The organism is Pseudoflavonifractor hominis, assembly GCF_014288125.1.
Taxonomy (GTDB): Bacteria; Bacillota; Clostridia; order Oscillospirales; family Oscillospiraceae; genus Pseudoflavonifractor_A; species Pseudoflavonifractor_A gallinarum.
Genome location: NZ_JACOPR010000001.1, coordinates 26,988 through 53,972, shown reverse-complemented (window position 1 = coordinate 53,972; position 26,985 = coordinate 26,988). Strand labels below are relative to the sequence as shown.

Genomic DNA, 26,985 nt, shown 5'->3' with positions numbered 1-26,985 from the left:
GATGAAAAAGAGGGACAGCCCCCCAGGGGCTGTCCCTCTTTCTGTGATTATCCATTTCGCAGCCATATGGGCAGACGGGTGGGCTTCATCATGGCCATAAAGCAGAAGAAGACCCCTGCGGCCAGGCAAAAATCCCCTACGCTGGCAAAGCCCCGCAGAAGAGGAATGGGAAGATAAAAAATATCGCCCAAAAAGAGAAGCTTGGTCTCCGGACCGGCCAGGGCGTACATAGGGATGGCACCGGAGGAGAGGGCCTCCAGTCCCTGGGAGGAGAGCCGGAGAGCGGCTTGGGTACTGACCGGCATACGCCAGCCGTTGGCGGCAATAACCACCAGATTACACAGCAATCCAGCCCCGGCACACAGGGCCGTGCGTGTCCGCCGGCGGTTGCGCAGCAGGAACAGGCCCAGCATCAGATAGGAGAGGAGCAGCAGGGCCGGACCCCAGAAGCCGGAACCAGTCTTGGGCCAGGGGACCCAGGAGACGGCAATGTGCTGTATGAAAAGGGCTGCTATTGGTAGAAGAAGCCAGTGAATTCGGGCCTCCTCCCAGCGGGAGAGCCGTCCGCCGCCCATCCAGCCGATCAGCAGGCTGAGGATCACCGCGGCGGTCAGCATGGCGGGCCCTCCTCTTCCTCCGAGTGGGGATCGAGCAGACCGGACTCGGCCATGTCGGCGGCCACACGGGCCACCTCCGGGTGAAACTGTCGCCCTGCCTCGGCACGCAGAATTTCGGCGGCTACTTTGGGAGAGCGGCCGCTGCAATAGGGCCGGTCGCTGGTGATGGCGTCATAGGCGTCGGCCGCAGCCAGGATATAGACCTCCAGAGAGAGTTCCTCACCCCGGGTGCCGTCCGGGTAGCCGCCGCCGTCATAGCGCTCGTGATGATGGCGCACCATGTCCAGAATCTCCCGGTAAGAGTCGATGTTCTTCAAAATGTCTACCCCGATGACCGGATGCCGCTGAATGACGGCCCGCTCCTCCGGGGTCAGTTTTCCCGGCTTTTGCAGAATGGAATCGGGGATGCCGATCTTTCCGATATCGTGGAACACCGCCCCTGTCTGAAGCTGCCGGATCGCCTTGGAGGAGAGCCCCATGCGCCCGGCGATCTGCACGGCAAAGCGGGAGACTCGGGCGGAGTGACCCTCTGTATAGGTGCCCTTGGCGTCCAGAGCGGCGGTCAGCGCCTTCAGGATGCTGTATTGCTGCTGCACACTGCTCAGATAGAGCTTAAAGGAATAGCGGGCCAGCAGCAGCGGCAGCATGAAGAGGAAGGCCAGCCAGGCCCCTGCGGGCATCTGGAGCAGCATAGCCAGGAAATAGGCCATGGGAGCCGAACACAGGATACTGGGCAGCAGCCCCAGAAACATCTGAAGGATGGTAGGATAAAAGGAGACCTTGCCCTCCAGCAGGAAGAGGAAGAGCAGAATAAAGCTGTTGAGCACAATGGAACAGAACACGAAGAGCAGGGAGGGGAGCAGCACGCCGGGGAGAGACAGATCTCCCGGCACGCCATTCGCGGCGTGATAGAGGAACCCCGACAGAGTAAAGGACAAGTTGAGATTGCTGGTATTGAAGAGGGTTTTGACAGGGGCGGTATTGAAGATGTGGCAGTATCCGCCGCCGCTTTCCCGGGGATAGATCTCCAGCGGTTTGGTCAGAAAGACGATGGCAGTGGCGGTCTCAGGCCCCAGGAGCAAAACGGTGGCCAGAATGCTGATAAAGGACATATCAATGGTGCAGTCCGGACGGATATACAGCGGAAGACACCGGCAGAGCACACACAGAATCACCAGTGCCCCCAGCACATAGGGATCCTGCCAGGGGGCGTCCTGGAGACTGCGGCAGACAGAATAGATTCCGCTGCCCATTCCCAGCAGGATGACCAGGCCAATATACCAGGTAGAGGGTTGGTGTTTCTGCATGAGTGTCAAAACCTCCGAATAGACCCGTATGGACCGTCAGAATATGCGGGAACAGGCAAAAGCGGCCAGAAATTCCAGCCGCTTCTGCCTCACGAAGAATCGCTCAGCGCCAGTTAAAGTAAGCGCCGCCAGCGACCAGCAGGGAAACCAGGGAAGTCAGAGCAACCATGATTTTCGCCTTATTCATCGAATACAGCTCCTTTACCGGATACTCTGCCGTGTCGCTATAGGCAGGCTGTATTCGCTTCGCTCTATATGAAAAAGGGAAAAATTACAGGAGAGAGTCCGAAGAGGGGGGGAGGGTCAAAAGACGGCGGTTGACCGCATCCAGCGTGGCCAGAATCACGGAGAAATTGACGTCATCTCCCACATAGCAGGCGCCCAGCAGGGACTCGGTCTTTCCATCCAGTTTCAGGAAGAGACCGACCATCACCACCGGATGCTCTGCCAGAGCGGTGGTACGCACGGCCTCCACCGAGAACCGGCAGTTGGAAGCCAAAAGACAGTTGATGGCTTCTACCGTGGCGGCAGCAATGGCGCGGGTCCGTGTGCCCGAGGAAGGGGCGCAGCGGGACTCTCCCTCATAGAGCCGGTCGCCCAGACGGAGATGGACTTTGACCGAGACGCCGTCCCGGCTGCTGGCCATATCCAGACGCTCAAAGACCAGACGGCGGGGACCCTCCTTCAGCGGGGCAGGGATCTGAGCCACGCTGATGATCCGGTGGTCCAGCTCCAGCTGAAACTTGGCCAGCAGGGCGGACTGAACGTCCCGGACCACCTGTTTGGGACTGCGGGACTGATCGGAGAGAATATGGACCTCGCGCACGGTCTCTTCCTCCACATGAAATGCGGCGCCCAGCACACCTGGGAGCTGATTGACGAGCGCCTTCCAGGCCTCGGTATCCAAAACCATCGTCTGAGGTCCTCCTTTTGGTGGGACAAAAAAGTTACAACAACTGTTGCTATTATACAGAATCCGACGAAAAGGTGCAAGTATGTAACCGTATATTTTAGACAGAAAAAAGAGAAATTTTTTCCTTTTTCCCAAAACCTTCTCAACAGGGGCGGAAAGGCGGTCTAGGTGTGACAGCGCATGGTCTGACTGGCCGTCACATAGGAATAATAGGAGGGATGAGATTGCGGGAGAAATGAGGTGGAAGCGCGTGGAGATGCAGTTCGCACTGGCCGGTGGGCGGGGTTTTTTAAGGGTACAGGAAGAGGGGGGCAAGATCCACCTGTATGGGGAACTGCCGGAGGATGGACAGGGAATCTATAAAGGAAGGATACAGGGCGCCGGGGGAGGAAGCTACCTGGCAGGCACTTTTCTCCCAGAGGGGAAGAAGCTGTGTCTCCGGCGCGTGGTGTCCCGGGAGACGCTGAACGAGCTGGGGGCCTGGCCGGTGACGGGTGCGGAGGCGGTACTGGCCTTTTCCCGGGGCAAACCGGGCGGGGGAGAGCCCGTCCCGACCGGGTGGACACGCCTCTCTGATTTGCCTGCCCGTCTGGGAGACCCCCTTCTCCGCCGGGCGGCGGAGGGGGTGGCAGGGGCGCTCATCCGCCCGGTGGGAGAAGGCGTGGAAATCGCCGTACCCTTCACGGCGGGAGGACGATTTCACTTAACGCCGCTGTTCTGCCTGATGTGGGTGTGGGAGTGGGGTGGAGCCAGGTATGCCAGTGTCCGGCTGGACAAAAGGGGATGGCCGATTACGCCAAAAGACCGCCCCGGGAGAGAGCCGGAGCGGTCGAAAGGGAGGACAGATTAGCGGGAGGCGAGGAGGCGCATGCGGTGCAGGTGCAGGGCCATGTCGCCGCCCAGCTCCACCGAGCGGGAGCGGATTTTCTTGGGCACCGAGGGATAGTCCCGGTTCATCCGAATGAGGGAGGCGCGGGGCCACAGGGCGGTCATGCGCTGAAAGGGGTGACGGATGAGCCCGGGGGAGTTGAAGCCCACCCCCAACTCCAGAAAGACGGTATCGTCCTGGGCGGCCTCCGCCCAGAAGCGCTCAAAGGGGGCACGGTTGGCCATGACCTTCCAGGAGACAAAGACGTCCCTTCCGCGCATGTTCCGCACGGCGGGCGCGCCGCAGTGGGGACAGCGGGGGAGATCCTCCTCCCGACAGGCATAGGTGACTGGGTCCATATGGGCCACGATGGTGCGGTAGATGGCCTCGCCGTCCCACAGGGCGTCACAGCAGGGGACGGAACACTGAAAATCCGCGATGCTGTTCTGAGGACAGAAGATCCGGTCCGGATCAAATCCGGCCTTCTGGAACTGATCGTCGATGTTGCTGCTCAGGACGAAATAATTGCGCCCCTCCACCAGGGCCAGCAGGTCCCGATAGGCCTGGATGACCGGAAAATCGTACCGCGCCCAGAGGGCTTCGGCGGCGATCATGCCCTGCTTTTGCAGATAGGTGCGCGACGGGTCCCACAGGGCCTCCCAGAGGGTGTGGTAGCCCAGGGCGTGCAGAGCGGGAAAGTCCCGGCGCAGGACCTCCTCGGACTGGTAGTCCAGTCCGCCGGCGGCCGAGAGACCGGCCGCACCGCCGATGATGATATGTCCGGCCCTTTCCAGCAGAGAGACTGCCCGCTCCAGGGCGGGCGTGGGGTCCTGGGCCGCCAGCTCGGCCGCCCGGGCGGCATAGGCCGCCATCCGCTCGGCGTATGTCATGGAGTTCTCCTCCGTTTCATTTGAAACTGGTGCCTTTCTCCCAAAGGACGGCACACCCACATTATAAAAAGGAGCAAAGAAAAAGGCAAGGTTAAGGATAAAAACAGATTTTCGGAAAATAATACTTGCATCTTGGGAAAAGCTATTATATAATACCAGAGCATGATTACACACATCTGCTGATTCTGTGTCCGGTGCCCGCAAGGGTGGGCAGGGAAGATGAGGCGGATGGCGGTAACAACAAAAAGGAGGAAATAATCATGGCAGTCGTTTCTATGAAGCAGCTTCTGGAGGCCGGTGTCCACTTCGGTCACCAGACTCGTCGGTGGAACCCCAAGATGGCCACCTACATCTACACTGAGCGCAACGGTATCTACATCATCGACCTGCAGAAGACCGTGAAGAAGCTGGAGGAGGCCTACAACTTCGTCCGTTCTCTGGGCGAGTCCGGCCAGACCCTGCTCTTCGTCGGCACCAAGAAGCAGGCCCAGGAGGCCATCAAGGAAGAGGCCACCCGTTGCGGCGGTTACTATGTGAACGCCCGCTGGCTGGGCGGCATGCTCACCAACTTCAAGACCATGCGCGGCCGCGTGGAGCGCCTGAACCAGCTGAAGAAGATGCAGGAGGACGGCACCTTCGACATGCTGCCCAAGAAGGAAGTCATGAAGCACCTGGGCGAGATCGCCAAGCTGGAGAAGTACCTGGGCGGCGTCGTTGAGATGAAGAAGCTCCCCGGCGCTCTGTTCGTCGTGGATCCCCGCAAGGAGCGCAACGCCATCAACGAGGCCCGCAAGCTGCACATTCCCATCGTGGCCATCGTCGACACCAACTGCGATCCCGACGAGATCGACTACGTGATCCCCGGCAACGATGACGCCATCCGCGCCATCAAGCTGATCTCCGGTGTGATGGCCAACGCCATCCAGGAGGGCAAGCAGGGGCAGGACGCTCCCGCTGAGGAGACCGCCGAGGCTGCCGAGTAATTTTACAGAGATACAAACACATTGGGAGCGCCCGCCCGCGCGGGCGGGCGCTCCTTTTATACAAAAAATGGAGGTATGTGATCATGGCAATCACTGCTAAGGACGTACAGAAGCTGCGCGAAATGACCGGCGTGGGCATGATGGACTGCAAGAAGGCTCTGACCGAGGCCGAGGGCAATATGGACAAGGCCATTGAGATCCTGCGCGAGAAGGGCCTGGCCGCTTCCCAGAAGAAGGCTGGCCGCATCGCTGCCGAGGGTATGGCTTACGCCGCCGTCATCGACGGCATGGGCGTTGTGGTCGAGGTCAACGCCGAGACCGACTTCGTGGCCAAGAACGAGAAGTTCGTGGACTTCGTCAAGGGTGTGGCCGCCACTGTGGCCGCCAACAAGCCCGCCGACATGGACGCTCTGATGGAGTGCAAGTATGTTGGCACCGACCTGACCGTCACCCAGCAGCAGCAGGAGATGGTCCTGGTCATCGGCGAGAACATCAAGGTCCGCCGCTTCTCCTTCTTCACCGACGGCGTGTCTGTGCCCTACATCCACGCGGGCGGCAAGATCGGCGTGCTGGTGAACCTGGAGACCAGCCTCTCCGCCGAGCAGGTGGAGACCGTGGGTAAGGACGTGGCCATGCAGATCGCCGCTCTGAACCCCCGTTTCTGGGACAAGAGCCAGGTGACCCAGGACGTCCTGGACGAGGAAAAGAAGATCATGATGGTCCAGATGTCCAACGATCCCAAGATGGCCTCCAAGCCCGAGCAGGTCCGTGAGAAGATCGTCATGGGCAAGCTGAACAAGTTCTATGCCGAGAACTGCCTGCTGCAGCAGGAGTTCGTGAAGGACGGCTCCATGACCGTGGAGCAGTATATCGCTTCCAGCGCCAAGGCTCTGGGCGGCACCATCACCTTCAAGAACGCCGTCCGCTTCGAGAAGGGCGAGGGCATCGAGAAGAAGCAGGAGAACTTCGCCGAGGAGATCGCCAAGCAGCTGGGCAAGTAATTTCCCCTGCCGGCCAGATTTGAAGCAAGCGTCCCCGCTCTTTGCGACCGGGGAGCGAGAGGGACCAGGTACGTTTTGTACTTGGTCCCTTTTTTGCGCCGGCAGAACCGTATGCCGGTTGCGAACAAATTGTAAAAACTTTGCTTCAAGGCCTATGCAAACAGGGGAAAATAAGTTAAAATAACAAAAGACTGAAACTGGCGGTTTATCGGCATCCGCCCGGTGCCGCCTTACCATAGATATAAAAGGGGTTGACAGTATGAGTGAGCCGCAATACAAACGCGTTCTTCTGAAGATCAGCGGAGAGGCTCTGGCAGGTGACGCCGGCCGCGGACTGGATTTCGGTGTGATCGGCAGCGTATGCCAGGCGGTCAAACAGGCCATTTCCATGGGTGTCCAGGTGGGCATCGTGGTGGGCGGCGGCAATTTCTGGCGGGGCGTCAAGGACGGCGGCGGCCGGATGGAGCGTACCCGTGCCGACCACATGGGGATGCTGGCCACCACCCTGAACTGTCTGGCACTGGCCGATGTGCTGGAGCAGATGGGGGTGGAGGTCCGCGTGCAGACCGCCATTGAGATGCGGGCCTTTGCCGAGCCCTATATCCGCTCCAAGGCTATCCGCCATCTGGAGAAGGGAAGAGTGGTCATCTTCGGCTGCGGTACCGGCAATCCCTTCTTCTCCACGGATACCGCCGCAGTGCTCCGCGCCGCGGAGATCGATGCGGATGTGATCCTGCTGGCCAAGAATATCGATGGCGTGTACAGCGCTGATCCCAACAAGGACCCCACCGCGGTGAAGTACGACTCCATTACCTATGACGACGTGCTGGCGCAGCACCTCCAGGTGATGGATTCCACTGCCACCAGCCTGTCCATGGACAATAAGATTCCCGTCATCCTCTTTGCCCTGAAGGACCCCCAGAACATCATCCGGGTCCTGGAAGGCGAGAAGATCGGCACCATTGTGAAGGAGGAAAAGTGAGATGAACGCAGTCCACAAGCCCTATGACGAGAAGATGCAGAAGACCATTGACGTGGTCATCAGTGATTTCGCCAGCGTCCGTGCCGGCCGCGCCAACGCCGCCGTGCTGGATAAGGTGACGGTAGACTACTACGGCAGCCCCACCCCCATCAACCAGGTGGCCGCCATTTCCTCTCCCGATCCCCGCACCCTGACCATCCAGCCCTGGGATGCCACCATCCTGAAGGCCATTGAGAAGGCCATTCAGACCTCCGACCTGGGCATCAATCCCCAGAATGACGGCCGTCTTATCCGCCTGGCCTTCCCCCAGCTGACCGAGGAGCGCCGCAAGGAGCTCTCCAAGCAGGTGAAGAAGTACGCCGAGGCCGGCAAGGTGGCCATCCGCAACATCCGCCGGGACGCGGTGGACGCCTACAAGGCCATGAAGAAGAAGGCTGAGATCACCGAGGACGACCTGAAGGAGTACGAGAAGGAGATGCAGGACCTGACGGAGAAGCGCTGCAAGCAGATCGACGAGCTCTCCGCCAAGAAGGAAGCCGAGCTCATGGCGGTGTAAGCCCCGCTTGTTTGACAGTCTGAGTGCGGGACGCGGCGCGCCCCGCACTCAAATTCTGATTTGGTAGGAAGTAACACTATGCCCATCTTTAAACCGAAGCAAGCGCCGGGAGTCCAGGTGGACTTTACCCGGCTGCCCCGCCATGTGGCGATCATCATGGATGGAAATGGCCGCTGGGCCAAGCGGAGGGGCCTGCCCCGCACCGCAGGTCACGCGGCGGGGGCGGAGACCTTCCGAACCATCGCCACCTACTGCAAGGAGATCGGCCTGGAATATCTGACGGTCTATGCCTTTTCCACCGAGAACTGGAAGCGGCCGGAGGAGGAAGTCTCGGCCATCATGGGACTACTCAGAAAGTATCTGCAAGAGGCCATCGGCAAGATGGAGAAGGACCGGGTCAAGATGAAGTTCCTGGGCGATCTCTCACCGCTGAGCGAGGAGCTCCAGGCGTTGTGCCGCCGGACAGAGGAGATCTCCACCCACTACGATGGCTGTCAGGTCAATATCTGCCTCAACTACGGCGGCCGGGATGAGATCGTCCGGGCGGCCCGGGCCTTTGCGGCGGACTGCGCCGCCGGGCGGCAGGACCCCCAGGCGCTGGACGAGGCACAGTTTGCCTCCTATCTCTACACCGGCGGCATCCCGGACCCGGATCTGGTCATCCGCCCCAGCGGGGAGCTGCGCCTGTCCAATTTCCTGCCCTGGCAGTCGGCCTATGCGGAGTTCTATTTCACCGACGTGCTGTGGCCGGACTTTTCGAAAGAGGAACTCCACCGGGCGCTTCACGCCTATCAGACCCGCTCCCGCCGATTCGGAGGTGTCTGATGGGGAAGCGTATTCTGGTGGCCGTGGTCTTTATCCCGGTCATTTTTCTGGTACTCTTCGGCTTGGCACCTCAGTTTCCCGTGGTATTGCCGGCGGCGGTGGCCATTTTATCCATGATCGCCGTCCATGAGGTGCTCTGGTCCACGGGCTTTTTGAAGGATGCCGCCCTTACCTGGGGCTCCATCGTGCTGGCGGGTCTCATCCCTTTCTGGGTCTACCTGGGGGGCGATGAGGCCTGGGCCATGACGGGCCTCTTTGTGTATGTGCTGCTCCTGTTCCTGCGGGCTATCCGCAGCCACAAGACGATCACCACGGAGAAAATGGGAGGGGCCTTCTTCTTTACGGTCTTTATCCCCTTTTTTCTCTCCTCCTTTGTGCGCATCCGTGGGATGGAGCACTGGCAGGTGCTGATTCTGCTGCCTTTCCTGGCGGCCTTCCTCAGCGACGCCTTTGCCCTGTTCGCCGGGATGCTCTTTGGAAAGCATAAGCTGGCCCCTGAGCTCTCCCCCAAGAAAACGGTGGAGGGGGCCGTGGGCGGCTTTGTGGGAAGCATTCTGACGCTGCTGCTCTATGGAGCGGTGCTCCAGTTTGGGTTCCAGTTCCAGGTGAGCTATCCGCTCCTGGCCCTGTACGGCGCGGTGGGCAGCGCGGTCTCCCAGATCGGGGACCTGTCCTTCTCCTACATCAAGCGGGAGTATGGCATCAAAGACTATGGCAAGATCTTCCCCGGACACGGCGGTGTGCTGGACCGGTTTGACAGCGTGATTTTCTGTGCCCCCCTGATGGAGGCGCTGGTCCGGTGTCTGCCCGCCATCCGGGTCTGACGGAGGGAGGAGAGCGCATGCAGAAGATGATCTCGATCCTGGGCTCTACCGGCTCCATCGGCCGGCAGACATTGGACGTGGCCCGGGCCTGTCAGATCGGCGTGGCCGCCCTGACGGCCAACCGGGACGTGGTGCGCCTGGAGGCCCAGTGCCGGGAATTCCGGCCCAAGCTGGCCGTTCTGATGGACCCGGCGGCAGCCGACGACCTGCGGGTCCGGCTGGCCGACACGGGCATCCGGGTAGCCTCCGGCATGGAGGGTCTTCTGGAGGCGGCCACGCTGCCCCAGGCGGACACCGTGATCACCGCTGTGGTGGGAAGTGTGGGCCTGCGCCCCACTTTGGCCGCCATCCGGGCGGGCAAGCGGATCGGCCTTGCGAATAAGGAGACCCTGGTCTGTGCCGGAGAACTGGTGATGGACGAGGCTGACCGCTGGGGCGCTGAGATCGTCCCGGTGGATTCGGAGCACTCGGCTATTTTTCAGTGCCTCCAGGGCTGCCGGGACCGGGGAGAGGTCAAGCGCCTCATCCTCACCGCCTCGGGCGGTCCCTTCTGGGGAAAAACCCGGGAGGAGCTGGAGCATGTGACCTTGGCGGATGCCCTGCGCCATCCCAACTGGTCCATGGGCGCCAAGATCACGGTGGATTCGGCCACGCTGATGAACAAGGGCCTGGAATTTATCGAGGCCATGCGGCTTTACCGCCTTCCGCCGGAAAAAATCGCGGTGGTGGTCCACCGGGAGAGTATAGTTCACTCCCTGGTGGAATACACTGATAACGCGGTGCTCGCCCAGCTGGGGGTGCCCGATATGCGCCTGCCCATCGAATATGCCCTCACCTGGCCCAACCGGGGAAGTGCGGTGACCGAGCCGCTGGACTTGGTCAAGTGCGGGAACCTCACTTTTGCCGAGCCGGACGAGGAGACCTTCCGGTCCCTGCCGCTGGCCAAGGAGGCCGCCCGCCGGGGCGGAACGGCGACCGCCATCCTCAACGGCGCCAATGAGGCGGCCGTGGCCCGGTTCCTGGCCGGAGAGATCGGGTTCCTGGATATCCCGCGCCTGGTGGAACGGGCGCTGGAGCGGGTCCCCGCCGGACCGGCAGACACATTGGACGATGTTTTCGCAGCGGATGAGGCCGCCCGCGCCTGCGTCCGCTGAGAGTTCCCATCGGGGCGGCGCGGTCACGCGCCGCCCCTGCTTTTTCATTTGATTGGAGGTCCCATGCTGTATATTTTGATCGCGATCCTGATGTTTGGCCTGCTCATTGCCGTCCACGAATTCGGCCACTTCTTTACCGCCAAGCTCCTTGGGGTAAAGGTGAACGAGTTCTCCATCGGCATGGGGCCGGAGCTGTTCTCCCGCAAGAAGGGAGAGACCCAGTATTCCCTCCGCCTGCTGCCCATCGGCGGATTCTGTGCCATGGAAGGGGAGGAGGGGGACTCCTCCGATCCCCGCTCCTTTGAGAACAAGGCGGCGTGGCGCAAGGTCATCATCCTGGTGGCGGGGTCCTTCATGAATTTCCTAACCGGCGTGGTCATCCTCCTGCTGCTGTCCATCCCGGCCCGGGCCTATCTGCTGCCGGTGGTGTCCAGCTTCTCGGAGGGGTACGGGCTGGAGGACAGCGGCCTCCAGATCGGGGACCGGTTTCTGGAGATCGACGGCCATCCGGTCTGGATCTTCGGGGACGCCAAACTCCTGCTGGACCGGGCCGGGGACACGGTGGACGTGGTGGTGGAGCGGGACGGCGCCCGGGTGGTGCTGGACGATCTCCACATCCCCTATCAGGAGCGGCAGACCGAGCAGGGTATGACCCGCCTGCGGGGGATCAACCTGGGCGCGGTGGAGCGTCCGGCCACGCTCCTGGTGAAGGTGGAGATGTCGGTCAAGCAGTCCCTGGACTATGTGCGTATGGTTTGGTTCAGCCTGGGCGATCTGATCCGGGGCGCGGTGGGCTTCCAGGATCTCTCCGGCCCCATCGGCATTGTCAATACCATCGGTGAGGTGGGGAGCCAGTCGGCCACGCCTATGCAGGCCGTGCAGAATGTGATGAGCCTGGTGGCCTTCATCGCCATCAACCTGGCGGTGATGAACCTCCTTCCCATCCCGGCGCTGGACGGCGGACGGATCTTCTTCCTGCTGATCAACACGGTGGTGACCCTCTTTACCCATAAGAAGCTGGACCCGAAGTATGAAAACGCGGTCAACGTGGCGGGCTTTTTCTGCCTGCTGGCCCTGATGGCGGTGGTAGCCGTCAACGACGTGTACAAACTCATCCAATAAGAAGGGAGCGGCAGGTATGAGCAGACAGATTCATGTGGGAAATGTCCCTGTGGGAGGCGGAGCCCCGGTAACCATCCAGTCCATGACCAATACCCGCACCGATGACGTAGCGGCCACGGTGGAGCAGATCCTCCGTCTGGAGGCCGCCGGGTGTGAGATCATCCGGTGCGCCGTCCCGGACCTGGCCGCCGCAAAAGCGGTGGGGGCCATCCGGGAGCGCATTCACATCCCGCTGGTGGTGGACATCCATTTCGACTACAAGCTGGCCCTGGAGGCCGCGGCGGCTGGGGCCGACGCAGTGCGCATCAATCCGGGCAACATTGGCGGAGAGGACCGGGTCAAGGCGGTGGCCGCCGCCTGCCGGGCGCGGAACATCCCCATCCGCATCGGGGTCAACGGCGGCTCTCTGGAAAAGGAGCTGCTGGCCAAATACGGCGGCCCCACGCCCGAGGCCCTGGTGGAGTCGGCCTTTGGGCATATCCGGCTGCTCAACCGGTATGATTTTGACGATATCTGCGTCTCCCTCAAGACCTCCAGCGTGCCCAACACCATCGCGGCCTACCGCCAGATGGCCGCCCAGAGCGACTATCCCCTCCATGTGGGTCTCACCGAGGCGGGGACGCCCCGCATGGGCGTGCTGAAATCCGCGGTGGGGATCGGGGGACTCCTGGCCCTGGGGATCGGAGATACCATCCGGGTCTCTCTCTCGGCGGACCCGGTGGAGGAGGTCTATGCGGCCCGGGATATCCTCAAGGTGGTGGGCCTGCGGCGGGAGGGGGCCGAGCTGGTTTCCTGTCCCACCTGCGGGCGGACCAAAATCGACCTCATCGGCCTGGCCGAAGAGGTGGAGGAGCGCCTCAAGACGGTGGACAAGCCCATCACCGTGGCCGTTATGGGCTGCGTGGTCAACGGCCCCGGCGAGGCCCGCTCTGCCGATGTGGGCATTGCCGGAGGGGACGGCGAGGGCCTCCTCTTCCGGCGGGGCGAGATCGTCAAGAAGGTCCCCCAGAGCCAGCTGGTGGACGAGCTGTTCCGGCTCATCGACCAGATTTGAGCCGCATACCGATACATAGCTAGGAGCGTAGGTCCATGTCTGAGCAGAAGATACCCTTTTTACAACTTTTTTCCGCCTGGCGATCCGAGCCCGAAGTGATGGATGGGCTCCGGGGCCTTCTGGTGAAGCGGGCGGTGATTGACCCGGCGGAGCGCACGCTGCAGGCGGAATTGGAGGAGCCTCCCCACCTGGAGAGGGCGCTCCTCGCCCGTCTGGAGGGGGAGCTGCGGGAGGCATACCGTCTCCAGCTGGTGGAGCTGCTCCAGAGCGCGCCCGCGGCGGCGCCTCCTGAGACGCACCCGCCCATTCCAGCTCCGGAGCCGGTACCGGCTCCCGCACCGGCCCCAGCCCCTGTGGAAGCGCCCGTCCCCAGCGGCGTGGACGCCGATGCGGCCGAGGCCTTTGCCCGTACTGAGGCCATCCGGCAGGAGGCTCTGCGCAAGCTCAAGACGGCCCGGCCCAAGGCAAAGCCCAAGGCCGCCGCCAAGAGCAGCCGCCTTCTCTTCGGCAAGCGGGAGGTGAAGGGGGAGGCGGTGCCCATGAACACCCTGGAGCTGGACATGGGGACCGTTATTGTGGAGGGCGATGTGTTCGCCGTTGACCACAAGGAGCTCAAGAAGCGGGGCGCCTGGGTGGTCTCCTTCGATATGACCGACTATACCGGATCGGTGCGGATCAACAAGTTCTTCCCCGGCGAGGAGGGCAAGCCCATCGTGGACGGGGTGAAGAAGGGGCAGCACCTGGTGGTGCAGGGCCGCCTGAACATTGACCGCTTCACCAACGACATGGTGCTGGAGCCCTATGCCATCATGGAGGGGAGCAAGACCGTCAAGATGGATGACGCCCCGGAGAAGCGGGTGGAGCTCCACCTGCATACCACCATGTCCTCCATGGATGCCCTGACCCAGGTGGGCCCCAAGCTGGGACCGGACAAAAACGTGGTCAAGCGGGCCGAGTCGTGGGGACACCGGGCCATTGCCATCACCGATCACGGCGTGGCCCAGTCCTTCCCGGACGCCTGGCACTCGGCCAAGAAGATCAAGATCCTCTACGGGGTGGAGGCCTATTTTGTCAACGACGTGGACGACCGGGTGGTGGTCCACGGGGAGACCGAGCAGGACTTTTCAGGGGAGATCGTCTGCTTTGATATTGAGACCACCGGTCTCAATAAAAAGCGGGACCTCATCACCGAGATCGGCGCCGTGGTGCTGCGGAACGGGGAAGTGGCCGAGACCTTCAACACCTTTGCCGACCCGGGCCGCCCTCTGGACCGGAACATCGTGGAGCTCACCGGCATCACCGACGAGATGCTCCAGGGCGCGCCCTCCCAGGAGGAGGCCATCAACGCCTTCCTGGACTTTGCCGCCGGCCGGCCCCTGGCCGCCCACAACGCGGAGTTCGATATGGGCTTTATCGCCGAGGGATGCCGCCGGATGGGCCGGCCCTTTGAGAATACCTCTCTGGACAGCCTGATCCTGGCCCAGAACCTGCTGCCCCAGCTCTCCAAGCACAAACTGGACATCGTGGCCGAGCACCTGAACCTCCCGGCTTTCAACCACCACCGGGCCAGCGACGACGCGGCCACGGTGGCCTATATGCTGGTGCCCTTCTTCCGGATGCTGGAGGACCGGGGAGTCCACACCCTCCAGGCCATCAACCCGGCCATGACCAAGCTCCGGGGCGCGGGCAAGGCCAAGCGCCAGCCCAAACACCTCATCGTCCTGGCGAAAAACCAGCTGGGTCTGCGCAATCTCTATCAGTTGGTGTCCAAGGCCCATCTGGAGCACTACAAGCGCTATCCCATCATGCCTAAGAGCCTCATCAACCAGCACCGGGAGGGCTTGATCCTGGGATCGGCCTGTGAGGCGGGTGAGCTCTATGACGCGGTGGTCAAGCACAAGGACTTCCAGGAGCTCAAGCGCATTGCCTCCTGGTATGACTATCTGGAGATCCAGCCGGTGTGCAACAACGCCTTTATGCTCCGCAAGGGCATCGTTCAGAGCGTAGAGGAGATCCGGGACTTCAACCGCACCATCGTGGAGCTGGGCCGGGTGCTGGACAAGCCGGTCTGCGCCACGGGGGACGTCCACTTCCTGGACCCGGAGGACGAGGTCTACCGGCACATCCTGCTGGCCACCAAGGGCTTTGAGGACGCCGACTCCCCGCTTCCCATCTACTTCAAGACCACCACAGAGATGCTGGAGGAGTTCTCCTATCTGGGAGAGGAAGAGGCCTACAACGTGGTGGTGCGCAATACCAATCTGGTGGCCGACTGGTGCGAGGATGTGGTCCCCCTGCCCAAGGGACTCTTCGCCCCCAATCTGGAGGACTCGGAGGGCGAGCTCAAGCGCCTGGTGTGGGGCAAGGCCAAGGCCTTCTATGGGGAAGAGCCGCCCCAGCTGGTGGTGGACCGCATCAACATCGAGCTGGATGCCATCCTGGGCCGCCACTACGACGTGATCTACATGTCGGCCCAGAAGCTGGTGCAGGACTCGCTGGACCACGGCTATCTGGTGGGCTCCCGTGGATCGGTGGGCTCCTCCCTGGTGGCCTTTATGTCGGGCATCACGGAGGTAAACTCCCTGCCGCCCCACTACCGCTGTCCCAACTGCAAGCACTCCGACTTTGAGACCGGCGTGCGGGAGGGGTACGGCTGCGGCGCGGATATGCCCGACGCGGTGTGTCCCGTGTGCGGGACGCCCTATGTGAAGGACGGCTTCAACATCCCCTTCGAGACCTTCCTGGGCTTCGGCGGCGACAAGGTGCCCGATATCGACCTGAACTTCTCGGGAGAATATCAGGCCAAGGCCCACCGTCACACCTTTGAGCTCTTTGGAGAGAGCCACGTGTTCCGGGCGGGCACCATCGGCACGGTGGCCGAAAAGACCGCTTTCGGCTATGTGAAGAAATACCTGGACGAGCGGGCGGCCCATGTGACCCGGGCCGAGGAAAACCGCCTGGCCCTGGGCTGTACCGGGGTCAAGCGGACCACGGGCCAGCACCCCGGCGGCATGGTGGTTATTCCCCAGGACCGGGAGATCTACGATTTCTGCCCGGTCCAGCACCCGGCGGACGACACGGGGACCGACATCATCACCACCCACTTCGAATATCACTCCATGGAGTCCAACATCCTCAAGCTGGACATGCTGGGACACGATGACCCGTCCATGATCCGCATGCTGGAGGACCTGACGGGGATGGACGCCAAGACCATTCCCCTGGACGACCCGGACACCATGTCCATCTTCACCTCCTCCGAGGTGCTGGGCTATGCCAACGACAAGGTGTTGGGCCCAACCGGGGCGGTGGCCATCCCGGAGTTCGGTACCTCCTTTGTCCGGGGAATGCTGGTGGATACCCAGCCCACTCAGTTTGACATTCTGGTGCGTCTGTCCGGCTTCTCCCACGGAACCGACGTGTGGCTGGGCAACGCCAAGGATCTGATCGTCAACCAGGGCATCCCGGTCGGACAGGCCATCGGGTGCCGCGACGACATCATGATCTTCCTCATCTCCTGCGGTATGCCGGAAAAGCGCTCCTTCAAGATCATGGAGTCGGTGCGAAAGGGGAGAGGGCTGCCCGAGGGGGCGGAGGAGGAGATGCAGGCCGCGGGGGTCCCCGACTGGTACATCGGCTCCTGCAAGAAGATCAAGTATCTCTTCCCCAAGGCCCACGCGGTGGCCTATGTGATGATGGCCTACCGCATCGCCTGGTTCAAGGTGCATGAGCCGCTGGCCTTCTATGCCGCCTACTTCTCCATCCGGGCCAAGGCCTTCGACGCCACCTGCATGTGCTGGGGCATGGAGACCGCCCAGGCCAAGATGAAGGAGATCGCGGCCAAGGAGAAGGCGGCCACCGCCGTGGAGCAGGATATGATGACCACGCTGGAAGTGGTCTATGAGTTCTATCTCCGGGGCTTCACCTTCCGGCATGTGGATCTCTACGAATCCCACGCCACCCTCTTCCGGGTGGACCGGGAGAAGCGGGCCCTCATCCCGCCCTTTACCGCCATTCCCGGCCTGGGTGAGACCGCAGCCTGGTCCATCCTGGAGCAGCGGGAGGGGAAGCACTTCATCTCCATCGAGGAGTTCTCCGCCGCCTGTCCCAAGGTGTCCAAGACCCATATTGAGCAGCTCAAGGCGGCCGGAGCCCTGGACGGGATGCCGGAGACCAGCCAGATCACCCTCTTCTAAGGGGATACAGGCTTGCGTTTTCCGACCGAGGGTGATACCATGAAATCAGATTATTTTTATAGATAAGGAGTGTTTCACAATGCTGGACGCAAAGGTAGCCGAGCTTTTGAACAATCAGGTGAACAAGGAATTTTATTCCGCTTATCTCTATCTGGATTTCTCCGTCTATTTTGACGACATTGGTCTGGACGGGTTTGCCAACTGGTATCAGATCCAGGCCCAGGAGGAGCGGGACCATGCCATGCTCTTCCTGAAATATCTCCAGAACAACGGCTGCAAGGTCACGCTGGATGCCATTGCCAAGCCGGACAAGGTGCTGAAGGACAAGCTGGAAGTGCTGGAGTTTGGCCTGGAGCACGAGCGCTATGTCACCAGCCTGATCCACGAGATGTACGAGGCGGCCCATGAAGTCAGGGATTTCCGCACCACTCAGTTCCTGGACTGGTTTGTCAAGGAGCAGGGCGAGGAGGAGAAGAACGCCGAGGACCTCATCAAAAAGATGAAGCTCTTTGGAGATGACGCCAAGAGCCTGTATATGCTCAACAGCGAGATGGCGGGACGGGTTTATTCCGCCCCTTCGCTGGTGCTGTAAGAGGAACGGCCCCTGTCCGCACTGCGGACAGGGGCCGTTTTGTCGGATCTCCGGTTCTCCCAGAGCAAAAGAACTTGACAAAGTGCTTTTGTTATAGTATATTAGCGTGGTAAAGTGATGAAGAAGGAGGGCGGCGCGCTATGGCCTATACGATTCACACCCCGGAGGGGACCCGGGATCGACTCTTTGCGGAATGCCGGGACCGGCGGGATACGCAGACCGCACTGACCGATCTGTTCCGTCGGCGGAGCTATTCTGAGGTGAGTACGCCGGAGGTGGAGTTCTACGACCTGTTTCTCCGCTCGGGGAACCCGATTCCCCAGGAGGCCATGCTCAAGATCATCGACCGCAGCGGGAAGATCATGGTCATGCGGCCCGACTGCACCGCCCCCATCGCCCGGGTAGCGGCCACCAAGCTCAAGCATCTGCCGCTCCCCCAGCGGCTCTACTATGCCGAGACGGTGTTCCGCTCCGGCGACCAGCACCGGGGAGGCAGCAGCGAGATCGCCCAGTGCGGGGTGGAGCTCATCGGCGCGGCGGGCCGGAAGGCGGACCTGGAGATGATCGCCATGGCGGTGGACGCCCTGCGCGCCTGCGGGCTGGCCCGGTTCCACATTGAGCTGGGACACGCCGGATTCTTCCGCTCTCTAGCCGAGCGCATGGAGCTGGAGGAGGATCAGGTGGAGGAGCTTCGGACTCTGATCGAGGGCAAGAATTTCGCCGCGCTGGGGGATTTCCTGGCCCCCTATCAGGGGCAGAGCGCCACAGCCGCCCTGGGAAAGCTCTCCCGTCTCTTCGGCGGGGCAGAGGTGCTGGAGGAGGCCGAGGCCCTGGCCGGGGAGAACGAGGCCCTCTCCTATCTGCGGGAGCTCTATGAGGCCCTGTGCGGCGCGGGTTATGGAAAGTATCTGCGCTTTGACCTGGGACTGGTCCACCAGATCGACTACTACACCGGCGTGGTCTTTCGGGGCTATGTGGAGGGGGCGGGGGACGCCGTCCTCTCCGGCGGGCGCTATGACCGTCTGGTGGGCGATTTCGGCCGTCCTGCCCCGGCCACCGGCTTTGCAGTGGATGTGGACGCGGTGGCCGCCTGCCGGCCGGGGACAGAGCTCCCCAGGGTGGGCACGCTGGTCCACTTTGCCGCAGGGGAGCTGGACCGGGCACTGACCGCGGTGGACGGCCGGGCGGCCGGGACCTGTGAGCTCTCCCCCTGTGAGACACTGGAGGAGACGCTGGCCCTGGCACGCTCCAAGGGCGCGCTCCATGTGCTGGTACTGGATGCCGACGGAGAGAGGATGGTAGAGGTATGAGACAGAATCTCCGCATTGCCCTGACCAAGGGGCGCTTGCAGGACAAGAGCGTGGAGCTCTTCGAGGCCATCGGGCTGGACTGTTCGCCCATCCGCAGCCCCGGGCGGCGGCTCATCCACGCTCTGCCCAACTATCCCCTGGAGGCGGTGCTGGCCAAGGCCCCTGACGTCATTACCTATGTGGAGCACGGGGTCTGCGACCTGGGGATCGTGGGCAAGGATACCATTCTGGAGCAGGGAAAGTCCTTCTACGAGGTGCTGGACCTGGGCTTTGGCCGCTGCCGCTTTGCCCTGGCCGTCCGGGAGGGAAGCGACTTCTACGGCACCTACCGCACCCGGCGGGTGGCCTCCAAATACCCCAATGTGACCAAGCAGTTCTTTGCCCGGAAGGGAATGGACGTGGACATCATCAAGATCGAGGGCTCGGTGGAGCTGGCGCCCATCCTGGACCTGGCCGACGGCATCGTGGACATCGTGGAGACCGGAGCCACCCTGCGGGAGAACGGGCTGGTCCCCATCGAGGACGTGGCCCAGGTGAGCGCGCGGCTCATTGTGAATACGGCCAGCATGAAGCTCCACAAGGCCCAGATCGAGGACCTGATCGGCCGCTGTGAGGCGGAATTGAAACGGCGGAGGGAAGAGACATGATCGAGATCATTCAGGCCGACGGCACGCGGGAGCAGGCGGTGATCGCCGCCATGCGCCAGCGGGCGGCCGAACAGAATAGCGAGATCGAGCGTGCGGTGCGCGCCGTGATGGAGGATGTGCGTGCCCGCGGGCTGGAGGCGGTGCGGGAGTGCTCCCTCCGCTTTGACGGGCGGGAGCCCTATGAGATCACCCGGGAGCAGATGGAGGCAGCCTATGCCGCCTGTCCGCCCGAGCTCATCCGGGCCATGGAGCACGCCGCGGCCAATATCCGGGATTACAATGAAAAGCTCCTCCACCGGAGCGTGGAGTGGGCATCCCCGGACGGCGGCCGAGTGGGCCGGGTGGTCCGGGGAGTGACCCGGGTGGGGATCTATGTCCCCGGCGGCACGGCGGCCTATCCCAGCAGTGTGCTCATGAACGCGGTGCCCGCCCGTGTGGCGGGGGTGGAGGAGATCGTCATGGTGACGCCCCCCACGGAAAACCTGAGCAATGCCGTTCTGGCCGCCGCCAAAATCGCCGGCGTGGACCGCTGTATTGCGGTGGGCGGGGCCCAGGCAGTGGCTGCCCTGACCTGGGGCGCGGGCTTCATTCCCCGGGTGGATAAGCTGGTGGGTCCGGGCAACGCCTATGTGGCCACCGCCAAGCGCCTGGCCTACGGTACGCTGGACATCGATATGGTGGCCGGTCCCTCCGAGGTGCTGGTCATCGCTGACGGTTCGGCCGATCCCCGGTTTGTGGCCGCCGACCTCCTCAGCCAGGCGGAGCACGATAAGCTGGCCTCCGCGGTGCTCCTCACCACCAGCGGCGCGCTGGCCGAGGCTGTCCGGGCGGAGATCGTGCGGCAGACCGGCTACCTGAGCCGCTCGGAGATCATGGAGTGCTCTCTGCGGGACTTCGGATGCGCCATCGTATGCCGGGACCTGGAGGAGGCCGCCGCCCTCGCCAATGAGATCGCGCCCGAGCATCTGGAGATCATGACGGAGGATCCCAGGGCCCTGCTGCCCGCCATCCGAAACGCGGGGGCGGTGTTCCTGGGGGCGTGGTCTCCCGAGCCGCTGGGCGATTACCTGGCTGGTCCGGACCATGTGCTCCCCACCAGCGGGACGGCGCGGTTTTTCTCTCCCCTGAGCGTGGAGAGCTTTTTGAAGAGTATGAGCGTCATCGAGTACAGCCGGGAGAGCCTGTTCCCCATTCGGGAGGAGATCATCGCCCTGGCCGAGACCGAGAAGCTCACCGCCCATGCCAATTCCATCCGCGTGCGCTTTGAAGCTGCCGGAGCGAGAGGGGAGGGGAAGTGATGGAGGCTTCCATCTACAACGAGAAAGACGGACCCATCCGGGCCTATGTTCTGGAGCGGAAAACCAAGGAGACCTGCATCCGCGCAGACCTCTGCCTGAGCGGGGGAGAGATCCAGGTGTCCACCGGCATCGGCTTTTTCGATCACATGCTCACCGCCTTTGCCTTTTATGGCGGGTTGGGGCTGAAGCTGGAGGTCGAGGGAGACCTCCAGGTGGACGGCCACCACACAGTGGAAGACGTGGGCATTGTCTTGGGACAGGCCCTGAGCCGGGCCCTGGGGGACCGAAAGGGAATCCGCCGCTTTGCCTCCGCTTACATCCCCATGGATGAGGCCTTGTGCCTCACGGTCCTGGACTTCTCTAACCGTCCCTTCCTGGTCTTTGACGCGGAGATGCCTCAGCCCATGATCGGGAGCTATGACGCCTGCCTTACCGAGGAGTTCATGCGGGCCTTTGCCATGAACAGCGGGCTCACCCTGCATATGAAATGCCTCTACGGCAAAAACGCCCACCACATCACCGAGGCCCTCTTCAAGTCTCTGGGGGTGGCCGTACGGGAGGCCGTGGAGATCACCGGTACCGGCGTCACCTCCACCAAGGGGGTGCTGTGATGGGATATACGGCCATCGTGGATTACGGCGTGGGCAACCTGAAGAGCGTGACTAACGCCCTGCGCTATGTGGGGGTTTCAACTCAGATCACCGGGGAGGCCGCCGTGCTGGAGCGGGCGGACGCCATCCTCCTGCCCGGAGTGGGGGCCTTTCCCGACGCGGCGGAGCGGCTGCGGGAGAGCGGCCTGGACCGGGTGCTGCTGGAGCAGGCCGGACGCAAGCCGCTGCTTGGCATCTGCCTGGGCATGCAGCTCCTCTTTGAGCGGGGAGAAGAGGTCAGAGACTGTGAAGGATTAGGGCTTGTCAGTGGATGTATCCGTAAGATAGAGACGGCGGAGAAGCTGCCTCACATCGGCTGGAACCAGCTCGCCTTTCCCAATGACTCCCCGCTCTTTGCCGGGGTAGAGGAGGGGAGCTGCGTCTACTTTGTCCACTCCTTCTGCGGGGTGGAGACCCGCCCTGAGCAGGTCATCGCCACCACCGACTACGGCGCCACGGTGGTGGCGGCGGTCCAGAACGGCAACGTCTACGGCTGCCAGTTCCACCCGGAAAAGAGCGGCGAGACAGGGCTTCAGATTCTAAAAAATTTCGGAGGGCTGAACCGATGATCTTATTTCCGGCCATTGACCTGAAAGACCGAAAAGTAGTTCGGCTTTACAAAGGAGATTTTACAACGGTTCACCAGGTGGCAGAGGACCCGCTGGAGACTGCCCGGGCCTTTTGGCAGGCGGGTGCGAGATATGTCCACATGGTGGACCTGGACGGAGCCAGGGACGGGGTGCGCCAGAACGGCGCGCTGGTCCGGGCGGTGGCAGAGCAGTCCGGCCTGCGGGTGGAGCTGGGCGGCGGCATCCGCAGCATGGAGGATCTGGAAGAGGTCTTTGGGCTGGGGGTGTGGCGGGCCGTCCTGGGCTCTGCCGCGGTGGAGGACCCGGCCTTTGTCCGGGAGGCGGTATCCCGGTACGGGGAGCGGATCGCCGTGGGCGTGGACACCAAAGACGGAAAGGTGCGCACGGCCGGATGGATCCAGGACTCCGGTCTGGATTATCTGGATTTTGTCAAAGAGATGGAGTTTGTTGGTGTAAAGACGATTATCTTTACAGATATCGATACCGATGGAGCTCTGAGCGGTCCGTCGTTTGCCCGGCTGGAGGCCCTCCGCCAGAATTATTCCGGACAGATCGTGGCGTCGGGTGGCGTCTCCTCCAATGAGGATCTGCGTGCCCTCAGCCGTCAGGGCCTGTATGGGGCCATCATCGGGAAGGCCTGGTACACCGGGGCGGTGGATCTGGCCCAGGCCGTCCGGGAGGAGGGAGCGCAGTGTTAGCCAAGCGGATCATACCCTGTCTGGATGTCCGGGACGGAAGGGTTGTAAAGGGAGTTAACTTTATCGATATCCGAGATGCGGGCGACCCGGTGGAGCTGGCAAAGTACTACTCGGACCAGGGGGCGGATGAGATCGTCTTTCTGGACATCACCGCCACGGTGGAGGCCCGTAAGACAGTGGCCGATGTGGTGGAGCGGACAGCACAGCAGGTCTTTGTTCCCCTTACCGTAGGGGGCGGCATCCGCACGGTGGAGGATGTGCAGACCCTGCTCCGCTCGGGGGCGGACAAGATCTCCATGAACTCGGCCGCCGTGGCCAACCCGGAATTGATCGCCCGGGCGGCGGAGCGCTTCGGCTCCCAGTGCGTGGTCCTGGCGGTGGATGCCCGGGCCAGAGGAGACGGCGGCTGGGAGGTCGTGGTGGCCGGGGGACGAAAGCCCACCGGACTGGACCTCATCGAGTGGGTGCGCCGGGGAGAGGCCCTGGGTGCCGGAGAGATCCTGCTCACCTCCATGGACGCCGACGGGACGAAAGCCGGCTTCGACATCCCCATGACCCGGGCGGTGACCCAGGCGGTGGGGATTCCGGTCATCGCCTCGGGCGGCTGCGGCAAGCTGGAGCACTTCGAGGAGGTGTTCCGGGAGACCGGCTGTGACGCGGCGCTGGCCGCCTCGCTGTTCCACTTCCGGGAGTTGAGCATCCCACAGGTCAAGGAGTATCTGCGGGGCCGAGGTATCCCGGTGCGCTGATCCGGGAGAGAAGGAAAAGGGAGCCGCAGCTCCCGGAAAGGGGAAAGGGATATGTTTGATCTGGACCGCCTGTTCACCAAGTCGGATCTGATCCCTGTGATCATTCAGGAGGCCGACACCAAGGAAGTGCTGATGCTGGGCTTCACCAACCGGGAGGCGGTGGAGCGCACTCTCCAGACCAGGACGGCCTGGTTCTGGAGCCGGAGCCGGAAGAAGCTCTGGAACAAGGGGGAGAGCTCCGGCCATTTCCTCCGGGTGCAGCGGATGATCACCGACTGTGACACCGACACGCTGCTCTACCTCTGCAAGCCGGTGGGGCCCACCTGCCACACTGGGCGGGAGAGCTGCTTTTTCAATGAGATACCAATGGAACCACAGGAGGGATAAACCATGTGCGAGAAAGACGTACTGGAGAGATTATACGAGGTCGTACTGGAGCGCAAACGCAATCCGCAGGAGGGCTCCTATACCTGCTATCTCTTTGACAAGGGGCTGGACAAGATCCTGAAAAAGGTGGGCGAGGAGTCCGCCGAGACCATCATCGCCGCCAAGAACGGGGTGGCCCCCGAGACGGTGGGAGAGATTTCCGACCTCATCTATCATCTGATGGTGCTTCTGGCGGCCCAGGAGATCCCGCTGGGCGCCGTGATGGAGGAGCTGGACCGGCGCAGTCAGAAAATCGGCAACCTGAAGCAGTTCCACACCGTGGATCGGGAGACTTAAGACAAAGAGAAGCAAACAGCGGGGGACGGCTTGCCGTCCCCCGCTTTGGTATGTTTTAAATGGATGCTCCGTAACAGCCGGAACAGCGGCGGGCGGAGCGGTGGAGTGCGGCAAGGACGGAGAGCAGGGTGTCGTCCATCACTCCGGTCTGTGCCAGCCCCAGGGAGCGCTGGAGCCACATGACATTGCGGACAGAGGCGCCGGTGTGCAAACCGGTGGCGGGGCAGCGTTCGATTCCGGAGAGAGCGGTGGAGAGCTCCAGAAAGAGCCGCTGGGCATGGGCGCACTCCGGGCAGCGTGTCCCGGGGGGAATCGCATGGTACACAAGATCACCTCCTATCGGTAAGGTCAGGGGCTGTTTGTACCGGGCTGGCCCTGCTCCCCGACAAATGAGGCCAGGGGGAAGAGGTTTCCGTCAATGATGACGGTATCGCGGATGCCCTCATAGGCGCGGTAAAGGGCGGTCCAGGTGGCGGAATCCACCGCCCCGGTGGCCGGCAGACCTACGTGCCGCTGAAAGGCCATCACAGAGCGCCGGGTGCTGTCACCATAGATGCCGTCCTGTTCCACCGCGGGGACATCGGGGTAAAATTCCGAGAGCACGGTGAGCATGTATTGCAGTACCTTGACGCCGTCGCCCTGGCTGCCCAGGGTGAGGAGCCCGTCGTTGAGATTTTGCAGCTGGAAGCTGTAAAAGGTCTGTCCCTCGCTGACCAGTTCGGACAGGTCGCGGATTCCCACATAGAGATAGACCAGACGATACCAGGTGGCATTCCCCACGACGCCGTCCGGGGTGAGTCCGAAGATCTCCTGAAAGCGGATGACGGACTGTTCCGTGGAGGGGCCGAAGATCCCGTCCACCGGCTGGATACGGGGAATGGCGGGATAATCTCTGGCCACTTGGTTGAGCATGGTCTGGAGCTGGACCACGTCGGGGCCCTGGGCTCCCTGCCGGAGCGGAGCGCCGGGATAGGAGTACTGGATGCCCAGAATGGGCGCGTTGCTGACCAGCTCGATGTTGTCGCCGTAATAATAGCGGAGAATGTCCATGGTGTCATAGCCCTGTTTGGCCAGATCCTGGCTGCCCCATTGGGAAAGGCCATCGCAGGTGGTGGTGGTGCCGTTGCAGAATTTTGCGGCCAGAGGTTCCACATAGCCGATCCGGCGGATGTAGGTATTGAAAATCTCGTCCACGATCTGGTCGATATTCTCATAGGTGTTGCGTCCATGGATGTATTTTTGGTCGTACGCGGTGGAAGAGGTGATGTTAAACGGATAGCCCTGGCTGGGGTAGTACTCGGTATAGACCCGGTTGAGGGCGTAAGAGATGATAGCCAGGATATTGGCCCGGAGCGCTGCGGGCTCCCAGGTGGGGTAGATCTCACTGGAGGCCACATTTTTTACATAGTCCGGAAAGGAGACCGTGACATTTTCGGCGTCTGACCCGGGAGGGCCCAGATGCACGGTAATATATTGCGGGATGTACGGGAGTACGGTGGACGGCATGGCGTTCACTCCAATCGAATCAAAGCTCTTGGGGGGTAATCTGGGCGGTGTCGGTATTTTGGTGGTTGGGCAGCGTGAGGGGGAGAGGGGTGAGTTCGATCTCCTGGATGGTCTCCGTACCGGGAAAGACCTGTACCCCCTGTATGACATGGTATTCGTATCCGGGGGCCTCCGCCCAGATATTGCACAGGGCATAGGGGGTTTCTCCGCCGGGACTGGTACCCTGGGACTGGCTGGGTGTCGTAAGGCGGACGGGGGCGGTCTGACCGTTTGCGTCGGAGACCCGGACGGCCAGCAGAGTCTGCCGCTCATTGGCGGCGCCCTGGGTAAAGGCCACGGTGGCACCCTGGATCGGGAGACGGGCCTGGGAGGCGTAAATACGGGTGATGATGGTTCCGATGGAAGCCAAAGCGCATTCCTCCTTTTTCTTTTTCAGTGTATGGAAAGGCCGCTTCCGATGTGTCAAAAATTTTTTGAAAAAAGGGCTTGCCAAAGGAGGAAAGATATGCTATATTATATAAGCCGTCTGGTGAGGCGACGAAATCCGGGTGTGGCGAAGTTTGGTATCGCGCTTGAATGGGGTTCAAGAGGCCGCTGGTTCGAATCCAGTCACTCGGACCATGCGGAGTATCCTTTGGGGTACTCCGATTTTTTATTTTTTAAATTGTTCTGTGATAGTTGTACGGAAGCGTGCAACTTTTTGCTTATTCTCTCCTACTTATAAAAAGCGGGATTTTTATAGATTTTTTATGATAGCCAGACCAAAGGGGAAGTCCTCACGGGATTTCCCTTTTTGTTTTGTGAAGTTCCATACCGAACATCTCGTTTGTGTCCGGTTTGACGGAAAAGGATGTTCTGTCTGCGGTGTGGAGACATGCCGTCTTTTCATAGATATGTTGGATGGTTTCCCGGGAAAATCATTTGCAGAAG

28 protein-coding genes and 1 tRNA gene are annotated in these 26,985 nt (G+C 61.8%); 22 read left to right on the top strand and 7 right to left on the bottom strand.

All coding sequences use genetic code 11. From position 1 onward, the window contains the following. Positions 1–47: 47 nt before the first annotated feature. The 3 genes from H8S34_RS00270 to H8S34_RS00260 all read right to left on the bottom strand — a co-directional run bounded on the left by H8S34_RS00270 (position 48) and on the right by H8S34_RS00260 (position 2,837). Positions 48–617 carry a DUF5317 family protein gene (locus H8S34_RS00270; RefSeq protein WP_186962738.1) on the bottom strand — a complete coding sequence of 190 codons (570 nt, stop codon included), beginning with the start codon at positions 615–617 and terminating at the stop codon, positions 48–50. Next, the gene (locus H8S34_RS00265; RefSeq protein WP_186962737.1) at positions 611–1,924 is read right to left on the bottom strand and encodes an HD-GYP domain-containing protein; all 1,314 of its coding nucleotides are present in this window, start codon (positions 1,922–1,924) and stop codon (positions 611–613) included. The genes H8S34_RS00270 and H8S34_RS00265 overlap by 7 nt, the downstream gene beginning before the upstream one ends. A gap of 271 nt (positions 1,925–2,195) precedes the next feature. Then, positions 2,196–2,837, bottom strand: coding sequence for a hypothetical protein (locus tag H8S34_RS00260; RefSeq protein ID WP_101693375.1), 642 nt, complete (start codon positions 2,835–2,837; stop codon positions 2,196–2,198). A gap of 235 nt (positions 2,838–3,072) precedes the next feature. Between H8S34_RS00260 and H8S34_RS00255 the strand changes: the two genes are divergently transcribed. Next, positions 3,073–3,687 carry a hypothetical protein gene (locus tag H8S34_RS00255; protein ID WP_186962736.1) on the top strand — a complete coding sequence of 205 codons (615 nt, stop codon included), beginning with the start codon at positions 3,073–3,075 and terminating at the stop codon, positions 3,685–3,687. Here H8S34_RS00255 and H8S34_RS00250 read toward each other — a convergent pair. After that, the gene (locus H8S34_RS00250; protein ID WP_186962735.1) at positions 3,684–4,595 is read right to left on the bottom strand and encodes an SIR2 family NAD-dependent protein deacylase; all 912 of its coding nucleotides are present in this window, start codon (positions 4,593–4,595) and stop codon (positions 3,684–3,686) included. The two genes, H8S34_RS00255 and H8S34_RS00250, sit on opposite strands and share 4 nt — an antisense overlap. Positions 4,596–4,855: 260 nt before the next feature. Between H8S34_RS00250 and rpsB the strand changes: the two genes are divergently transcribed. The 20 genes from rpsB (at position 4,856) to hisE (ending at position 24,549) form a co-directional block, all read left to right on the top strand. Further along, complete coding sequence (gene rpsB / locus H8S34_RS00245) at positions 4,856–5,578, top strand: 30S ribosomal protein S2 (protein WP_101693372.1); 723 nt, start codon at positions 4,856–4,858, stop codon at positions 5,576–5,578. 83 nt (positions 5,579–5,661) lie between these two features. Further along, positions 5,662–6,579 (top strand): translation elongation factor Ts, encoded by a 918-nt coding sequence (tsf, locus tag H8S34_RS00240; RefSeq protein ID WP_101693371.1) that lies wholly within the window; start codon positions 5,662–5,664, stop codon positions 6,577–6,579. A 259-nt stretch (positions 6,580–6,838) separates the two neighbouring features. Continuing rightward, positions 6,839–7,561: a UMP kinase gene (gene pyrH / locus H8S34_RS00235; RefSeq protein WP_101693370.1), complete on the top strand. Its 723-nt coding sequence runs from the start codon at positions 6,839–6,841 to the stop codon at positions 7,559–7,561. A gap of 1 nt (position 7,562) precedes the next feature. Next, positions 7,563–8,117 carry a ribosome recycling factor gene (frr, locus tag H8S34_RS00230; RefSeq protein ID WP_101693369.1) on the top strand — a complete coding sequence of 185 codons (555 nt, stop codon included), beginning with the start codon at positions 7,563–7,565 and terminating at the stop codon, positions 8,115–8,117. Between the two features lie 78 nt (positions 8,118–8,195). Beyond that, the gene (gene uppS / locus H8S34_RS00225; protein ID WP_101693368.1) at positions 8,196–8,942 is read left to right on the top strand and encodes an undecaprenyl pyrophosphate synthase; all 747 of its coding nucleotides are present in this window, start codon (positions 8,196–8,198) and stop codon (positions 8,940–8,942) included. Further along, a complete protein-coding gene (locus H8S34_RS00220) occupies positions 8,942–9,766 on the top strand; it encodes a phosphatidate cytidylyltransferase (protein WP_101693367.1) in 825 nt (274 codons plus the stop codon). The genes uppS and H8S34_RS00220 overlap by 1 nt, the downstream gene beginning before the upstream one ends. A gap of 17 nt (positions 9,767–9,783) precedes the next feature. Then, positions 9,784–10,920 carry a 1-deoxy-D-xylulose-5-phosphate reductoisomerase gene (locus tag H8S34_RS00215; protein ID WP_186962734.1) on the top strand — a complete coding sequence of 379 codons (1,137 nt, stop codon included), beginning with the start codon at positions 9,784–9,786 and terminating at the stop codon, positions 10,918–10,920. A gap of 63 nt (positions 10,921–10,983) precedes the next feature. Next, complete coding sequence (locus H8S34_RS00210) at positions 10,984–12,042, top strand: M50 family metallopeptidase (protein WP_101693365.1); 1,059 nt, start codon at positions 10,984–10,986, stop codon at positions 12,040–12,042. A gap of 16 nt (positions 12,043–12,058) precedes the next feature. Further along, complete coding sequence (gene ispG / locus H8S34_RS00205) at positions 12,059–13,096, top strand: flavodoxin-dependent (E)-4-hydroxy-3-methylbut-2-enyl-diphosphate synthase (protein WP_186962733.1); 1,038 nt, start codon at positions 12,059–12,061, stop codon at positions 13,094–13,096. A gap of 35 nt (positions 13,097–13,131) precedes the next feature. Beyond that, positions 13,132–17,292: a PolC-type DNA polymerase III gene (locus tag H8S34_RS00200; RefSeq protein WP_186962732.1), complete on the top strand. Its 4,161-nt coding sequence runs from the start codon at positions 13,132–13,134 to the stop codon at positions 17,290–17,292. A 79-nt stretch (positions 17,293–17,371) separates the two neighbouring features. After that, positions 17,372–17,884, top strand: a complete 513-nt coding sequence (locus H8S34_RS00195) for a ferritin (RefSeq protein ID WP_186962731.1) — start codon at positions 17,372–17,374, stop codon at positions 17,882–17,884. A 140-nt stretch (positions 17,885–18,024) separates the two neighbouring features. Then, positions 18,025–19,194, top strand: coding sequence for an ATP phosphoribosyltransferase regulatory subunit (gene hisZ / locus H8S34_RS00190; RefSeq protein ID WP_101693361.1), 1,170 nt, complete (start codon positions 18,025–18,027; stop codon positions 19,192–19,194). After that, on the top strand, positions 19,191–19,841 hold the full coding sequence (gene hisG / locus H8S34_RS00185) for an ATP phosphoribosyltransferase (RefSeq protein ID WP_101693360.1): 651 nt from the start codon (positions 19,191–19,193) through the stop codon (positions 19,839–19,841). The genes hisZ and hisG overlap by 4 nt, the downstream gene beginning before the upstream one ends. Continuing rightward, positions 19,838–21,139: a histidinol dehydrogenase gene (gene hisD, locus H8S34_RS00180; protein WP_186962730.1), complete on the top strand. Its 1,302-nt coding sequence runs from the start codon at positions 19,838–19,840 to the stop codon at positions 21,137–21,139. Before hisG ends, hisD begins: the two co-directional genes overlap by 4 nt. Continuing rightward, on the top strand, positions 21,139–21,750 hold the full coding sequence (hisB, locus tag H8S34_RS00175; RefSeq protein WP_186962729.1) for an imidazoleglycerol-phosphate dehydratase HisB: 612 nt from the start codon (positions 21,139–21,141) through the stop codon (positions 21,748–21,750). Before hisD ends, hisB begins: the two co-directional genes overlap by 1 nt. Beyond that, a complete protein-coding gene (gene hisH / locus H8S34_RS00170) occupies positions 21,750–22,358 on the top strand; it encodes an imidazole glycerol phosphate synthase subunit HisH (protein WP_101693357.1) in 609 nt (202 codons plus the stop codon). The genes hisB and hisH overlap by 1 nt, the downstream gene beginning before the upstream one ends. Beyond that, positions 22,355–23,077, top strand: a complete 723-nt coding sequence (hisA, locus tag H8S34_RS00165) for a 1-(5-phosphoribosyl)-5-[(5-phosphoribosylamino)methylideneamino]imidazole-4-carboxamide isomerase (RefSeq protein ID WP_101693356.1) — start codon at positions 22,355–22,357, stop codon at positions 23,075–23,077. Before hisH ends, hisA begins: the two co-directional genes overlap by 4 nt. Next, positions 23,071–23,826, top strand: coding sequence for an imidazole glycerol phosphate synthase subunit HisF (gene hisF / locus H8S34_RS00160; protein ID WP_101693355.1), 756 nt, complete (start codon positions 23,071–23,073; stop codon positions 23,824–23,826). Before hisA ends, hisF begins: the two co-directional genes overlap by 7 nt. A 51-nt stretch (positions 23,827–23,877) precedes the next feature. Next, positions 23,878–24,213: a phosphoribosyl-AMP cyclohydrolase gene (gene hisI / locus H8S34_RS00155; protein WP_101693354.1), complete on the top strand. Its 336-nt coding sequence runs from the start codon at positions 23,878–23,880 to the stop codon at positions 24,211–24,213. Between the two features lie 3 nt (positions 24,214–24,216). Then, positions 24,217–24,549, top strand: a complete 333-nt coding sequence (gene hisE / locus H8S34_RS00150) for a phosphoribosyl-ATP diphosphatase (protein ID WP_101693353.1) — start codon at positions 24,217–24,219, stop codon at positions 24,547–24,549. Between the two features lie 55 nt (positions 24,550–24,604). Here the strand turns inward: hisE and H8S34_RS00145 are convergent, their stop codons facing one another. Genes H8S34_RS00145 through H8S34_RS00135 form a run of 3 tightly spaced genes read right to left on the bottom strand, consistent with a single transcriptional unit; the run spans position 24,605 to position 26,464 of the window. Further along, positions 24,605–24,874 (bottom strand): hypothetical protein, encoded by a 270-nt coding sequence (locus H8S34_RS00145; protein WP_101693352.1) that lies wholly within the window; start codon positions 24,872–24,874, stop codon positions 24,605–24,607. A 23-nt stretch (positions 24,875–24,897) separates the two neighbouring features. Then, the gene (locus tag H8S34_RS00140; RefSeq protein WP_101693351.1) at positions 24,898–26,055 is read right to left on the bottom strand and encodes a peptidoglycan-binding protein; all 1,158 of its coding nucleotides are present in this window, start codon (positions 26,053–26,055) and stop codon (positions 24,898–24,900) included. A gap of 19 nt (positions 26,056–26,074) precedes the next feature. After that, positions 26,075–26,464 carry a spore cortex-lytic protein gene (locus tag H8S34_RS00135; RefSeq protein ID WP_101693350.1) on the bottom strand — a complete coding sequence of 130 codons (390 nt, stop codon included), beginning with the start codon at positions 26,462–26,464 and terminating at the stop codon, positions 26,075–26,077. Positions 26,465–26,599: 135 nt separating this feature from the next. Here H8S34_RS00135 and H8S34_RS00130 point away from each other — a divergent pair. Then, positions 26,600–26,676, top strand: a tRNA-Pro gene (locus tag H8S34_RS00130). The last annotated feature ends 309 nt before the right edge of the window (positions 26,677–26,985 follow it).